The sequence below is a fragment of the Nitrospira sp. Nam80 genome, from assembly GCF_965152575.1.
Genome location: NZ_OZ224216.1, coordinates 330,676 through 345,215, shown reverse-complemented (window position 1 = coordinate 345,215; position 14,540 = coordinate 330,676). Strand labels below are relative to the sequence as shown.

Genomic DNA, 14,540 nt, shown 5'->3' with positions numbered 1-14,540 from the left:
GCACCCGTTACATGTTCAAGTCGTTCTGAAATATCGATCTCATGGTCTCATCCAAATGGAGCAGTGACCGCCGCTGACGCCGGGTGACTTTTTCCTCGTTTGTCGCTACACCGCGCCCGATTCGCCAGTTCCTATTGCCGGCAGGGACCAGTGTCAGTCCGGATTTGGCGGCAATTCCCATCGATGCGATCGGGAGTCTCCCATTCGGTGAAGGGATACCTAGTCGCTGCCGCGGCGGTGCCCGAAGTCGCGCTCGGTGCTCACTTTACCGACTGGCCCGCCGATACGATTCCGGTGTTTGTCGCCATGATGTTCGGCGCGGCGCTGGGGGGGAATGCGACGCGCCTCGCACAACATCACGCACGAGCCTTTGCGCGGTAGCGTCGGATCAGATCGTTCGTCGAACTATCGTGATTGAGCGACGGCTCCGTCGGGTTCTCGAGCTCCGGGACGATCCGTTGAGCCAACACCTTGCCTAGTTCGACGCCCCATTGGTCGAACGGGTCGATGTTCCAAATCGTGCCTTGAGTAAATACCGAGTGCTCATAGAGCGCGAGCAGCTTGCCCAGAATGTCGGGCGTGAGCCGTTCGGCCAGGATCGTGTTGGATGGGCGATTGCCTTCAAACACGCGGTGCGGCACCAGCCAGTCCGGCGTTCCCTCTTTTTTGACCTCTTCTCTCGTCTTGCCGAAGGCGAGGGCCTCGGCTTGAGCGAAGACATTCGCCATGAGCAGATCGTGGTGCCGGCCGAGTGGATTGAGCGATTGGTGAAACGCGATAAAATCGCACGGAATGAGCCTGGTTCCCTGATGGATCATCTGATAGAACGAGTGCTGGCCGTTCGTTCCCGGTTCGCCCCAGTAAATGACGCCGGTATCGTAGGACACTTCCGTGCCGTCGAGCGTCACGTGCTTGCCGTTGCTCTCCATTGTCAATTGCTGGAGATAGGCCGGAAATCTCTTCAAGTACTGGTCATACGGCAGGACCGCGACTGTCTGCGCCCCGAAGAAATTGTTATACCAGAGCGCGAGCAAACCCATGAGCACCGGTAAGTTGCGCTCGAACGGCGCGGAACGGAAGTGCTCGTCCATATCATGAAACCCGCTCAACATGGCGCGGAAATGTTCCGGGCCGACGGCCAACATCGTTGACAGGCCGATGGCCGAACACATGGAATAGCGTCCGCCAACCCAATCCCAAAACTCAAACATGTTGGCGGTGTCGATCCCGAACTTCTTGACCTCCGCCGCATTCGTGGACACCGCGACAAAGTGCTTCGCGACCGCCGCGCCGTCGCCGCCTATGCCTGCGAGCAACCAGGCGCGTGCGGTCTGCGCATTCGTCATCGTTTCCAGCGTGGTGAAGGTCTTCGATGATACGATGAACAGCGTTTCCGCCGGATCGAGATCATATACCGCTTCGGCAAAATCGGTCCCGTCGATGTTGGAAACGAAGCGGAACGTCATCGTGCGCTCGCTGTAGTGCTTGAGCGCCTCATAGGCCATGACCGGCCCAAGATCGGACCCGCCGATGCCGATATTGACCACGTTCCGAATGCGTTTACCCGTGTGGCCTTTCCACGAACCGTTCCGGACGCGATTGGAAAAATCGGTCATCTTATCGAGCACCGCGTGCACCTTCGGCACCACATTTTCACCGTCAACAATGATCGAGGCACTCTTCGGGGCGCGTAGGGCGATGTGGAGGACGGCCCGGTTCTCGGTGATATTGATCTTGTCTCCGCGAAACATTGCGTCGATCCGCGCTCGCAAGCCGGATTCATTCGCGAGTTGAAGGAGAAGGCTGAGCGTTTCGTCCGTAACCCGATTCTTCGAGTAATCCAAAAAAATCCCCGCTGCCTCGGCGGTCAGTCGAACACCACGCCGGGCATCGTCGGCGAAGAGCCGCCGAAGATGGACGCCTTGGATTTCTTTCTGATGGGCGTGGAGGACCTTCCAGGCCTTTCGCTCGAGAAGCGGTTCGATAGGCTGAGGCATTGTGTCGTCCTTTCGTCAGTCCAATGTTTCTATGCCGAGCACTTTTCGATCTGTTTCACGGCAGGCTGATCCAGCCCGATGCGGCGGATTAGAGATCGACGTGACGCGTCTCATTCCACAATCGGATCACCGGCCGAGAAACGTTATGTTCGTAGCCCACCGCGCTCAGGCTCGCCGTGCTCAGCACGAAAAACTTACAATTGATCGCTGACTCAAGCCCGAGCCACCGGGTGGCGAAGACCCGGAGGAAGTGCCCACTCGTAAAGAGCAGGACGTCGCCCGTCACGGCGCGCGTTCGGCGCACGACGCGGTCGGCGCGCACGCTGACCTGCTGCGGCGATTCCCCTCCCGGACAGCCATCGCGGAACAGTTCCCAGTCCGGGCGCTCCGCCCGAATCTCGGCCGTGCGCCGCCCCTCATATTGGCCATAATCCCATTCGACCAAATCTCGATCAACTTCGGCCACTCCTTCGAAGCCGGCCAATTCGCAGGTCCGGCGTGCGCGCTGCAATGGACTGGTGAACACCGCGCCGAACTTCAATCCTTTCAGCCGTTCTCCAAGCCGCCGAGCGATGAGTTCGCCGTGCTCGGTCAGCGGCAAATCGGTCAGCCCCGTATGCTGGCCCGACAGAGTCCAGGCAGTCTCACCATGTCTGGCCAGGTAAACGATGGGAAGATTATCGCTCATGGTATCCTCTCTTCCAATGCCTGATTGAGAGTTTCCTCGAGTTGGACGAGGCCGGCCGCAACGTCTTGACCGAGGTGGACGCGGAGTACCCGCCGGTCCCGTTCCGCCCAAGACCAGGAAATCGCCGCGCGCCTGGGCAGCTTTCACGATACTAAACGTATATGTCTGTCCCGGCACAGTCAAATCCGTTTCATCATCACAGGCGACTTGCAGAAAGACGCCGCTCTGCGACTGACAACCGTGGCGCAACGGGCCAGCCGAGCCCTTCTCTTGACGTGAATAGTCTATGGTGTGCTAACCTTCCGAATTCGCCTGCCCGGAGAGAGCATGCTGCGGCCTCTTCGTTCATGAACCAATCGGGGTAACTGACATGCCAAGTCTTCAATCTGTCAGACGGAAGATCGATTCCATCAAAAAAACGCAAAAAATCACGAAAGCCATGAAAATGGTGGCTGCCTCGAAGTTGAAACGCATGCAGGACCGCATCCTCGCGGCGAGGCCCTACGCTCATAAAATGCGCGATGCGATTCGCAACCTCAGCCGGCGTGTCAATCGTGATGCGCATCCCCTGCTCCGGAAGCGGGAGGGCAACCGCATCGTCGTCGCCGTCGTGACGAGTGATCGAGGGTTATGCGGCGCCTTCAATGCGAACATCCTCCGGACGGCGGCGGCGACATTAAAGGAATTCCAGGCCCATGGCAAACAGGTCGAAGTCGCCGTGATCGGACGGAAGGGCCGCGATTTTTTTCGGAGACGCGCCTGGAAGGTGCGCCGAGAGGTCGTGGACATCTTCGAGAAGTTGACCTTCGAGCATGGAATGTTATTGGGTTCTGAGCTTCGAGCCATCGACGATTATGTCGCCGGTCAAATCGATGCGGTCTACGTCATCTACAACGAGTTCAAATCCGTCATTCAGCAACGGGTCGTCGTGGAACGGCTTCTTCCGATCGACTGGGTCGTTGAGATCTCCGACCTCAATGAAGTGGATCAACCCAGCGATGCCACCCCCGGGGCCTACCTCTATGAGCCGAACGAGGACCAACTGCTTGCGGATCTCCTCCACCGTAATTTCCACGTCCAAGCGTACCGCATTCTGCTCGAATCATCGGCGGCCGAACAGGGGGCCCGCATGGCGGCCATGGACGGCGCCACACGGAACGCCGGCGAACTCATTAAGAAACTGACGATTTACTACAATAAGACCAGGCAGGCGGCGATCACCAAGGAACTGATGGACATCGTGGGCGGCGCCGAAGCCCTGAAATAGCCGCGCGGGCGAACGGAGCGCTGGTCAGATACACCGTTCAGTTCTTGGTTAAGGCAGAGGAACGAATGGCATCCGCAATATCGCGGCTGATCCTGACGAGGCCGCGGCTATGCGCTGCCGCAAGCGCCTCGTAGTTCTGCCCGTTGGCTGTCTCTTCCACGCTGGAGCGGCCCCTCTTCAAAGAGCCCTGACCCTCCGAGTCATGACTGACGGTCCAAAGCGCGTCGATTAACACCCGGCCGCCGAGCGCCGATTCGAATCGTTGAACGTCCACTAAGACGCGATATTCGGCCTGATCACCGGCGCTCTGAGGATAGACCGACACCTGTTTCGTGCCGAGCAACCGTGAGAGATTCTCTGCAATCACCCGCAGTACTGACTCGAGGTGACCAACACAAGGAACAGGAGCGGCGTTTTCAGGCCCGTCTCGATGACCCGTTGCGCCAGTGGAAGCTCAGTCCCAGGGATCTGCCCTCACGCGAAAAGTGGTACGACTACTCGCGTGCCCGCGACCGCATGCTGGAGGCGACGGACATGAAACATGCACCCTGGTATATCGTCCATTCGGACGACAAGAAACGTGCGCGCCTCAACTGCATGGCTCATCCCAATTCGTTCTTCGTCGATTCAATCAAATCCATGATCAACCTCCCTTCTCTGTATTCATAGGTCGTGACACCGCCATAGCCCGCGCCATAACCATACCGGCCATGCCATCCATAGGCTCCCATCGCAGGACCGGCCGCCTCCGGCCTTTGCTTATCCTTTACCCCCATCCAATAGTGAACGAAAGGTCCGGGTGCTGCTTCAAACCGACTTGCGTCAGGCCTTTCTTCGTCAGTTCCCGCTCGACCGCGGTCTCGATTCTTTTGCGTGTTAGCTGATTATTCAGGAGTCCGGTCCGGTCCGGTTCAGATCCGTCATACCGGGTCTCGTTGAACTGGCCTCGCTCCTGGCCGTGCCCCGGAACACGTCGAGCAACATCGTACAATAGGACCCATGCCGGCGATGCCTGAGGGTCAACCGGCACTGCCTCCATTCGTGACGATTCGAAGCGGCACCGATCGGCCGGAAGATGCATTTACGCAGGTAAAAATATCGTGATCACTGGTATTGGGTGGATGACCGGGATTTTCGGTCCAAGCGGATCTTTACGTTTTTAACCGTCCTGTTCACATTGAGCGAGACCGGCAAGAAGATCCAGCAGCCGATTCTGACCATCCGGGCGAACTAAACAGAGCGATTGCGCCAGGCTCGCAGCTCATATCAGCCTATCAGTTTTTACAGTTTCTCCGGCATTCTAAAACGTTTATGATGGCGCCCGATGTCACGAGGGTTCGCATCCCGCCGATTGCCTACAGCTCGTCTGATGTTCTTCGCTTCATTTCCAGTTGCCGGCCGTTGTTGTACATATTTCATCTGGCAATGAAGCGTCACCGGCCGGCCGTTCCATTGACATCCTCATGAAGAGACAAAACATTGGCAGGCCTGGAATTGAATCACCGGCTGCCATTCAAAATCAACGTGCGGGAAGGAAGTACGGACTAAGTGCTCAATCTTGCCTTCAAAGATAGCGCGTCTCTTTTTTCACTGAACTGGGAAGTCTGGGCGCGCAGCCGGTGGCTGCATGCGATCATTCTCATCCCAGTGGCATGGCTCGCGTTTTTTCATAACCTCGGGCTGTCGCTGTTCGAGGGCAGCGAAGGCCTGTATGCCCACATCGCGCATGAGATGGTGAAGCGTGGAGATTATATCCATTTGACGTATGTCGGCGAGGCTTACGCGAACAAGTCGCCGTTTTTCTTTTGGGTCCTCGCGCTCTCAACCGCGTTGTTCGGCGAAAGCGAAATCGCCCTCCGGTTGCCAGGCGCACTGTTCTGCGCCGGCACGATGGCCTTGACCTATGGCCTCGGCCTCGCGCTGTTTTCAAGCACGGCGGCCTTTTGGGCGGCATTGGTTACGGCAACGACGCATGTGTTTCTTTGGTACGGTCGCCGGGTTCTGTTTGATTCCATGCTGGCGTTTTTTATCACGCTCGCCTTGCTGTGCTGGGTTCGCGCATACTTTCAGAAAGCCGGGCCACGCTGGTATGCCTTGTGCTTCATCCCCATGGCATTGGCGACCATGACGAAAGGGCTTCACGGCCTGGCGCTTCCCTTGCTGGTAATCGTGGGATTCCTCGTTATCGTGAAGGATTTCGAACCGCTGAAAACACGGTCGTTCTGGGCGGGGCTACTCTTGTACTTCGTGACTTTGACGGCCTATGTCTTCTTGGCGCAAATTGAATGGGGAGGCCATTCTTTGTTGAGCAAATCATCCATTGTTTCGCTCACAGCGCCTTCCGGCGGACATCCTGTCTACTGGTATCTGGGGGTCATGTGGTTCGACTTCTTTCCCTGGTCCGCGGTGCTCCCCGTCGGACTATTGCTGCTGGTTGCGAAGGATTCCTCCACGCCACGGCCCGCCCGCATTTTTGTGCTGACCTGGTTCTTAGGATTTCTCCTCATGTTCAGCCTGTCTCCCTTGAAGCGTGAAAGTTATTTGATTCCAATGGTGCCGGCATTGGGACTGGTCGTCGGGTATTGTTGCCGGCAGGTTGGGGTTCTGGCGATCGAAAAGCGGGCGGCAGCCCGGGTTCTTTCACTCCTGTTGGGCGTTCTCGGGGTCCTCTATCTTTTGGCGGTGACGTTCGGACCGGGCTTGCTTCACCGCAAATGGAACATACCCAGTGATCTCTTTCCTCTGTGGTTCGTGCTCGGCATGGCGGCACTTGCGCTTGCGTTGTTGTATGCCGCGACGCGGCTGAACATGTCGATCGGCGCCACCGCGCTGGGAGCCTCTTCCATTCTTTTCGTCGTGGGTGTCGTGCACCTCATCATGCCCGCCATTGACGCCACGAACTCCGCCCGCGATGCAAGTCAGCAGATCAAATTACTGGCGCAGCACAGCGCCGATCCGGTGCACTTGTACACCAATGGATGGCCCAATAATGAAGACCTGATCTATTATCTGAACGTTGAACCGGCTCTTCCCTGGATCCCTTCCACTCACTCATTTATGGAACGCCTTCGCGCGGAGGGCAAGGTGCTGTTTGTGGCGGACAAACACGGCTATAGAGAACTCAGCGAGAGAAAAGATGTGAACGTGACCCTGTTGCAGGAATTTCCCCAGTGGAGGAGCAAGAACGTGTATCTGCTGTCCGCACGGGTTGAAGAAAGCCGGATTGCTGAGACCGACTCTCTAAACCGATTGAGATAGTGGCGGATATCCTGGGGGGGGAATCTTGGGCCTTCATATCAGTGATTCGATGCCTCGGGCCAAGACGGGCCTTCAACGATCAGTCGATGGCCCGGTGCGCTGTTCTCCCGTCCGGCTCTGCAATTCTTTGCGTAAGGCGTCCCGTTCTTCCTGAGTCAGGCTCTTCCATTTCTCTTTGAGCTCGCGACGCTCCTCCGGCGGCAGCGACTTGAACCAGCGCTGCGCACGCCGGATCGACTCCTGCTGCTCGGGGGGGAGTTTCCGAAACTGTTGAAACCGCTCGCGGCGAGACTGCCGCTCTTCCGGCGGCAATTGGCGCCATTGCTGAAACCGCCTTGTGGCCTCCTGCCGTTCATCCTGCGTCATCGTACCCCATCGCTTGGCCCCGTTGAGCAGGCGCTTCTGCTTCTGCGCAGGCATCCGATCCCATTTGTCGCGGAATCGCTCGAGGAGCTGCTGATCGGCCGGACTGAGTTGGCTCCATGGCATCCCGGGTGACTCCGTCTGAGCCCAGAGGGGCTCGGCGCACAACAGCAGACCAAGAAGAATCCACGGCAGACTCATTGGTGATTATCCGTTGGTGGTTGATTCAGCCAACCAGTCATAGAATTCCAAGTCTTCAGACAGCTCCACGTTCTCCGGCGAAGTCATCAGCTCGATGTCTTCCAGCATCGGTTGGCCATGGTTCTCGATGTCCCGCTGGTTCGCGAGGAACACGACGGTCAGCAGGCCGATTGATGCGACAGCAACCCCGGCCCATCTTCCCCACGGCCGGCGGTTCATCGAGCTTTCCAATACCTCCCGCCTGGCACGCTGAAGGCGACCGGCCAGCCGCGCGTCCAACTGATCGAGGCTCTGGTCCAGCGCCTGTTTGGCTTGAACAAGAAACAAGTCATCTTCCGATGATCGTATGTCGCTCATGGCCAATGATCTCCTAACTGTTTTCGAAGAGCCCGCACGGCGCGAAAAAAATGGGTCTTGACGCTGCCCTCTGAACATTTCATGGCCGCGGCCGTTTGAGCGACATCCAATTCTTCCCAAGCCCGCAGAAGGAAGGCCTGCTGCTGGCGCAACGGCAATGTGCGGAGTGCCGCATCCAGGGCGGTGCAAGCCCGCTTTCTCTTCAATTCCTCGTCGGGTGCCGCCTGCGGATCGGCCACGGTTTCCAGCGGATCTTGGGCATCGTTGTCATCGTGTCGCGGTTTGCCGAACCATTCTCTCCATCGATTGCGGACTCGTGTGCGCCGATACCAATCGCGAATTCGGCTCTGCAAAATGCAATGAAACAGGGGGCCCCATTCGGATCCGTCACGATCCGCATAGCGTTGCACCAGCTTGAACATCGCATCTTGGACCAGATCCAATGCCTCTTCATTATTCCCCGTCGCGACTTGCGCCATGCGCAACGCTCGGCGTTCAACCGTCGCCAAAAATCGATCGAGTGCCTGGGCCTGATTCAGGATGCTCACCCTCCCGTTCAGACAGGACTTGCCGGGCCGAACGGTAATCGATTGCGCCTTAGAATTGAACACCATGTATGAGGACACATCACTCCGGAGATCGGTGTCCGCCGTCCTAGTATAAAGAACGTGTGACAGGCGGCCCGGTTGACCGGCCGATTCGGCAATGGTTTCATTCAATCAACAGAGTCAAGGAAGGGGGCAAGAGGAACGGATGTTCAAGCGTATTAGGAGCGAAATTTAGATGCGGAAGTTCCTCGCTTCCCTTCCTGCGACGAGCCGCCCGGCGTAGTGGGCAGCTGGACGGCAATATCCAGGCCGGCCTGTCCATCGTCATCCTTGCCGTCTTGTCCGACACTGTAGATCAACCCTTTCTTGCGGTTGACCAGCATGGGAAAGCCGGTAAACGGATCGTATAGTGATTGACCCGCCTTGGCCATTCGCGTGGGGACATCCTGTTCAGGCGGGCTCCGTCTGATCCATGCCAGAAGAGCCGCCAAGCGTAGACGCGCTTCCACTTCAAACATCCGGCCTCCATAGGTCTCCCAATCCGGAAGAGGGGGCACGCCTGCAATGTTCTCGATGGGGTTCGTTACGTAGTCGGCCCAACTTTCTGCCGGAGAACGGATGAAGGCCGCCCGTTTCGGGAAGCTGGCGAATCGTCCCTCCGAAGCCGCCTTGCTGGATGCCTCATAGTAATCCGCGTACAGATTCAGTCGCCGTTGTTTCGGCAGCGGCATCATGGATACCAGCGAGACATACGCGGGCCGGCCGACAGGCGAATCCTGCACCGGCATCAGATCATGATGGTTTGCAGCGATGGTCAATTCGCTTTGCATCGGCCAGCGGAGGGATTGCTCCACCTGATCCAATGGCCGAGCTAATTTGCCGAGGCGGTCGAGAACCTTCTCGTCTAGATCCGGCCGCGCCAGCAACCCGCTCACAATCGCCGCGTCATCGGTGACGGCATCGGCGGCCAGCATTTTGACCGGCAGCGTCCTCGCTTGAGCCAGGATGGTTCGCCACACGGCGAGATCTGCTTCGAGCCGTTGGATTCCCGGCTCCAGATCCTGTGCAAATCCCTCCGCCACATACAGGCGATGCACGTGGAGCAGGAACGGACAATTCGGACTGATCGGCTCTCCAAACCCCCAATCTTCGAACGGCATCTTCAACCATTGCCCGTACCGCGTCATTGATTGGTCGGATTGCTCTACCAAGGCCCGTACGCCGGCAGCCTGCGCGCGGAATTGGGCTGCCGGGTCCGGCTCCCTTTGCCAAGCAGCCAATTTCTTTTCGTCGGACGAGCCGGTGTTTTCAATTCGTTGGCCGCCACCCGTGAGGCAGATGCCGGTCATGACGAGGTCGGCCGATTCGAATTTTCGTTCGAAACCGATCTGGGCCGGATCCCGACCATTTCCCCTATCGAAGCCCAGCAGCGCCAAATATCCATTGGTACTGGTATCCTGCAATGCCCGCTGAGGCCTTCCGCTGAGATTGTAGAAGGCGGTATTCGGCCGCTGCTCCATCAGGATCCACGCGAGTCCGGCCGCTCCAAGACTCACGATCCCAAGCGCAACCGTTACCACAGCAAGAGAGATGAGGGTGATCGTTATGGACCGGGTCGTCGAGAAACAGGTTCCGATAAATAGGACAGTCCGCGATCGAAGGCGATTATAAACCCGGCCGGCAATGGGCTTCCGTTCTTTGTGTTTATGAGCCGGCGCCTCTCTCCACTCCGGGATCGATCGATCGGAATGATCAAACAACACGTCGATGGCAGACACAGTGGCGGCTCGTGCGCCGGCCGTCGAAAGCTCCGGAGCACCATTCGATGCGTCCGATGGAGGAGAAGTCACCGTCTCGCCCAACGTCTGGCTACCGGCCGAGGCGTGATCGTCGGATTCCTCCGTCCCCTTCGATCGCCGCAGCCAACGCGTGAACAGATTGGATCCGGCCTGTCCCGGCGCCGGTTGCAGCGTCTGATTGTCCCACAGAATCTTAATGTCGCCGGTGGTTGCCGGCTCGGGTGCAGGCTCGGCGGCGACGGCAGGCTCGGCGGCGACGGCTGGTTCGGTGGCGACATTGGGCGTCTCCACCGGGAACGATTGATCCGGCACCGCGGCTGTTTGTTCGACATTGGTGAATGGCGCTTCAGAGTGGAAGTCCAAATTCTCCCGGCGGGCGGCTCCGGCTTCGGCGTCGCCTCCAATCGCGGCACCCTGAGTCGATGGTCCCTCGGATTGTGACTCGATTCGAATCGATTGGGCGGGTAGTGATGCAGGCTCTTCCTGAGCCGGCCCTCGATTTTCGGACGGCTCAGGCATTGCCGCGCTTTCCCCAAGAACTGGAGTCCCGGCCGGAACAGCGGCCTCGGGGACTCTTTTCTTGAGCGCATCGAAGGTCGGGGACTGTTCACCGGCAATGACAATGGGATCATCAATCACCGCAGCCGCCTCCTCGTCCCGAGAGGACTCACGCGGTCGGCTCCCGCCGTATCCTGCCGTAGGTTGTTCGATAGCGGGGGGCTCGGACGCGAGGAGCGCGGAACAAGACGATTCTTCAGCGGCAGGCAAGGGATCGGATGCCTCTGCGGCGGGCGGAGGCATCGGAGTCGCCGGCAAGAGCGTCTCTGTGCCCTCCGGCATTGAAACCGGGACGGCATCCGGAAGCACCAGAGTATCGGATGAGAACGAAGACATTGTGTCATCGACGAACGGTGTCAGTGTGGTTTCGGGTACGACACCATATTCAGGCTCCTGGTCATGCTGCAGGATTGGAACCGCCTCCGCCTCCACTTGTTCCCACGGCATCGGGACTGGAAGATTCTGCGAATCTGCCACCGGTTCGGTGATCGTGGCCGGCGCGGCATCCGGCGCATCCCAAGACAGCTCATCGACAATGGCGGGCACCTGAACCTGTTCCCGGGCGATCTCGGTCGGATTGAGCTGTTCGCCGGACACGGATGCATCGTCCGACGCCGGCGTAATCGGCGCTTCGACGGGGGCAGACGAAGAACCACTTTCGACAGCAGCGAGTATCTCTTCCCACGACATTGAAGAGAGGAAGTTCTCGGAAGACACAGGAAGCATGGGCTGATCGTCCACAGGGGTTGCAGGATCGATAGGCGGGGCGACATCGAGGTCGTGCGTCGTGGCGCCCTGCATTTCATCATCGGTCGGTCGGGGAATCGAAAGGGTCGTGTCCTGAACTTGATCCCACGGCATGGGTAGCGGAGCTGGCGGCGGTTCCGCAATGGGATTCGTCACCTCGCGCAAGGAGAGGTCCGGCGCCGTGAGCGCCTGAATCGAATCGGGCAACACAGCCTCCTGTTGGAGTGAGAAGCCGGTCGCATCGAGAGTGGTCTCTAGATCGTGGGTGCGTTCGCCCGCAATCTGCTCGGCAGTGGACCCGGATATTTCATCAACCAGCTTAAAGGGTGCATTTACATCGGAAGCGGAGAGTTCTGTCACCGGGCTCGTAAGGGATGATTCGGCGACTTGTGGTCCTGTCGAAGCCGGATGCTCGTTCTCAGTATGCCCCTCCGCCGGCTCTTCTCGTTGGTTCACGATCGGTTCAAGCGACAACTCACTAGCTATGTCTTCGGATAATTTCTCCGGCGCGGCGACCTCCGGCGAGAGAACAGGTATGTCCGGCACGTCGGTCTGCGCAGCGGGCGGCTCCGGAGGATCCAAGGCAAGCGAGAAGGAGGGAGCTCGTTCACCGATGGATTCTGGCAGCGGATCCATCACCGGCAGGCTGGTGTCGGGTGGAGCGCCGTGATTCGACGGTACTGGACGGACGAGCAATTGTCCCGTGCTGGAATCGAACAATGGCGCCAGCCGGAAGGCGGTCGGGCTTCCCGGTGCGAGAGATTGGATTTTCTGAAACAACTCCACGGCGCGCGCGGGATTCTCCGCATCGGGATCTTCAATCAGAACATCGACGGCCTTTCCATATTCTCCGACCGCAGCCATTGAGTCGCCCTTGGCTTCATACAACTGCCCCAACATATCGAGGAACGGTACACAGCGGGGTCCCGCACTGAGATACTCCCGCAACAGGGATTCGGCCAGCCAAAAATCCTGCCGTTCAAGGGCTTCGCGAGCCAGCGATTCGAATGCGGTCCTCGCGCTGATCAAACTGCCGAGACGCAGGTGCAGGGTGGCAAAAAGGCGGCGGGCTTCAGTATTCAGCGGATCGAGAGCCAGCAGTTCCTTCAACACGGCGGACGAGCGGCCATACTTTCCCGCATTCATGTGGGTAATGGCTTCTTCGAGCAACGCCGTTTTTTTGTTATAGCCGACGACCCCTTTCTTATGAGCTTTGGGAAGGTTTTTCTTATCGGTTTTTGAGGAGGACTTCTTATCAAATCGCACAATGTAACCTTAGCAGATTGAGAGGGTTCCGTAGGCCGGCTGTCCTGGTCCGAGAACGCCGACGCCGAGGTTCCTAAAAACACGCGCAAAGCAGAAAACTCACGGTCCCAGTGCAAATCAGATGCCTCCATCCTCTGTAGGAAAGACGCATTAATTTTGCCACAGAAAACGAGCCTTATCGCCGATTTTCTCGTAGATCCTACGGAGGTCTCTTGATTCAATTTTGGACAGGACGGCACAAAAAACGCATGACCCTTCTTCCTGTGTGTCAACTCATGGCTCAGTTCAAGGCTCGATGCCGCCGCGGCGGAAAGGATCCCACGTCGTCCTTCCCCGAATGGCCGCAGTTTCATATACTGCCCCATCCTATGCGCTTGAAGAAGACGGATTACATCATCTTTTCAGATCTCGACGGCAGCTTGCTTGACGCGGCGACCTATTCCTACGACGCAGCGGATGCGGCTCTCCGCAAGGTCTTCGAGTCCCCAACGCAACTTGTGTTCGTTTCGAGCAAAACGCGGGCGGAAATGGAACCTCTGAGGACCCGGCTGCGACTCCCAACCCCCTTCGTTGTCGAAAATGGAGGCGCCGTCTTCATTCCCGACGGGTATTTTCCCTTTTCCGTCGAAGACTCCGTTTCATGCGGCCCCTATCGGGTCATCGAAATCGGAACGCCGTATGCCGGCTTGCGGGCGGCGTTGAAGGAAATCGACCGGCATCTATCCTGCCGGCTGCATGGATTCGGCGATATGACGATGGATGAGATCGCGAGATATACAGGTCTTTCACCGGCCGATGCTCGACTGGCGAAACAGCGGGAATTCGACGAGCCCTTTCTCGTGACCGGAAGAGAGATCACCTTGCAGCAACTACAAGCCAAGGCGGAAGCGAAGGGACTGAACTGCACCAAAGGCGGGCGTTTCTACCATCTCATGGGATCGAATGATAAGGGACAGGCGACCGTTCGCCTCATCGAACTTTATCGCCGCTTAGCGCAACTACGAGGCCATGAGATTCTGACGATCGGGATCGGTGATAGCTTGAATGACCTGCCGATGCTGCAGGTGGTGGATCGCCCCGTCCTCGTTCAAAAACCGGACGGCGCCTATGATTCGGATGTTGATCTTCCCGGTCTGATTCGCGCGCCCGGCATTGGACCGGCCGGCTGGAATGCAGCCGTTCTCGATCTGCTTCCATCCGGCTGATCGCTTTCTTTGCCGAATATCGGCTCGTCCCTTGAACACGCCATCGGCTACCGGCCATTTCGCAACCTTCAGGCGGTTCCTTGGTGCGGAGTAGAGACGTTAGCCCGCATTATTCATGACGGTTCGTGAGGAACTGCGGAGACCCCCGCGAGGTCCACGCCGCGCCGAATAAGGCGCGGCACGTTTGTGGACGCCGCCGAGGAAGAACGAGCGCCACGTGTGTGCGTGCCAGCGAGACGGTGAGCTGGCTGGAGCCACCGAGCGGCGGGCCCGCCCGCCATACCAA

General features: G+C 58.2%; 13 protein-coding genes and 1 pseudogene. 5 read left to right on the top strand and 9 right to left on the bottom strand.

Going from position 1 to position 14,540, the window contains the following annotated elements:
- Positions 1-207: 207 nt before the first annotated feature.
- On the top strand, positions 208-381 hold the full coding sequence (locus ACWGXE_RS01620) for a hypothetical protein (RefSeq protein WP_447600780.1): 174 nt from the start codon (positions 208-210) through the stop codon (positions 379-381).
- Here the strand turns inward: ACWGXE_RS01620 and pgi are convergent.
- Together pgi and ACWGXE_RS01610 are read right to left on the bottom strand one after the other, a co-directional pair.
- The gene (gene pgi, locus ACWGXE_RS01615; RefSeq protein ID WP_447600779.1) at positions 357-1,997 is read right to left on the bottom strand and encodes a glucose-6-phosphate isomerase; all 1,641 of its coding nucleotides are present in this window, start codon (positions 1,995-1,997) and stop codon (positions 357-359) included. The two genes, ACWGXE_RS01620 and pgi, sit on opposite strands and share 25 nt — an antisense overlap.
- A gap of 88 nt (positions 1,998-2,085) precedes the next feature.
- Entirely contained in the window at positions 2,086-2,685 is a 600-nt protein-coding gene (locus ACWGXE_RS01610) for a histidine phosphatase family protein (protein WP_447600777.1), read from the bottom strand.
- 370 nt (positions 2,686-3,055) lie between these two features.
- On the opposite strand from ACWGXE_RS01610, the gene atpG reads away from it, so the two are divergent.
- The gene (gene atpG, locus ACWGXE_RS01605; RefSeq protein WP_447600775.1) at positions 3,056-3,952 is read left to right on the top strand and encodes an ATP synthase F1 subunit gamma; all 897 of its coding nucleotides are present in this window, start codon (positions 3,056-3,058) and stop codon (positions 3,950-3,952) included.
- 37 nt (positions 3,953-3,989) lie between these two features.
- On the opposite strand, the gene ACWGXE_RS01600 is transcribed toward atpG, so the two are convergent.
- Positions 3,990-4,319 carry a PqiC family protein gene (locus ACWGXE_RS01600; RefSeq protein WP_447600773.1) on the bottom strand — a complete coding sequence of 110 codons (330 nt, stop codon included), beginning with the start codon at positions 4,317-4,319 and terminating at the stop codon, positions 3,990-3,992.
- Positions 4,320-4,351: 32 nt separating this feature from the next.
- Here ACWGXE_RS01600 and ACWGXE_RS01595 point away from each other — a divergent pair.
- Positions 4,352-4,558 (top strand): annotated as a pseudogene (locus ACWGXE_RS01595) (polyphosphate kinase 2); the annotation flags it as partial.
- Here ACWGXE_RS01595 and ACWGXE_RS01590 read toward each other — a convergent pair.
- The gene (locus ACWGXE_RS01590; protein ID WP_447600771.1) at positions 4,555-4,728 is read right to left on the bottom strand and encodes a hypothetical protein; all 174 of its coding nucleotides are present in this window, start codon (positions 4,726-4,728) and stop codon (positions 4,555-4,557) included. The pseudogene ACWGXE_RS01595 and the gene ACWGXE_RS01590 overlap by 4 nt on opposite strands.
- Positions 4,719-4,982 (bottom strand): hypothetical protein, encoded by a 264-nt coding sequence (locus ACWGXE_RS01585; RefSeq protein ID WP_447600770.1) that lies wholly within the window; start codon positions 4,980-4,982, stop codon positions 4,719-4,721. The genes ACWGXE_RS01590 and ACWGXE_RS01585 overlap by 10 nt, the downstream gene beginning before the upstream one ends.
- Before the next feature lie 518 nt (positions 4,983-5,500).
- Here ACWGXE_RS01585 and ACWGXE_RS01580 point away from each other — a divergent pair.
- On the top strand, positions 5,501-7,210 hold the full coding sequence (locus ACWGXE_RS01580; RefSeq protein ID WP_447600768.1) for an ArnT family glycosyltransferase: 1,710 nt from the start codon (positions 5,501-5,503) through the stop codon (positions 7,208-7,210).
- Positions 7,211-7,282: 72 nt separating this feature from the next.
- On the opposite strand, the gene ACWGXE_RS01575 is transcribed toward ACWGXE_RS01580, so the two are convergent.
- The 4 genes from ACWGXE_RS01575 to ACWGXE_RS01560 form a co-directional block, all read right to left on the bottom strand.
- Entirely contained in the window at positions 7,283-7,774 is a 492-nt protein-coding gene (locus tag ACWGXE_RS01575) for a DUF3106 domain-containing protein (protein ID WP_447600766.1), read from the bottom strand.
- Between the two features lie 6 nt (positions 7,775-7,780).
- The gene (locus ACWGXE_RS01570; RefSeq protein ID WP_447600764.1) at positions 7,781-8,131 is read right to left on the bottom strand and encodes a hypothetical protein; all 351 of its coding nucleotides are present in this window, start codon (positions 8,129-8,131) and stop codon (positions 7,781-7,783) included.
- Positions 8,128-8,610, bottom strand: a complete 483-nt coding sequence (locus ACWGXE_RS01565; RefSeq protein WP_447603837.1) for an RNA polymerase sigma factor — start codon at positions 8,608-8,610, stop codon at positions 8,128-8,130. The genes ACWGXE_RS01570 and ACWGXE_RS01565 overlap by 4 nt, the downstream gene beginning before the upstream one ends.
- 287 nt (positions 8,611-8,897) lie before the next feature.
- A complete protein-coding gene (locus ACWGXE_RS01560) occupies positions 8,898-13,049 on the bottom strand; it encodes a tetratricopeptide repeat protein (protein ID WP_447600762.1) in 4,152 nt (1,383 codons plus the stop codon).
- Between the two features lie 248 nt (positions 13,050-13,297).
- Between ACWGXE_RS01560 and ACWGXE_RS01555 the strand changes: the two genes are divergently transcribed.
- On the top strand, positions 13,298-14,254 hold the full coding sequence (locus ACWGXE_RS01555) for an HAD-IIB family hydrolase (RefSeq protein WP_447600761.1): 957 nt from the start codon (positions 13,298-13,300) through the stop codon (positions 14,252-14,254).
- Positions 14,255-14,540: the final 286 nt, after the last annotated feature.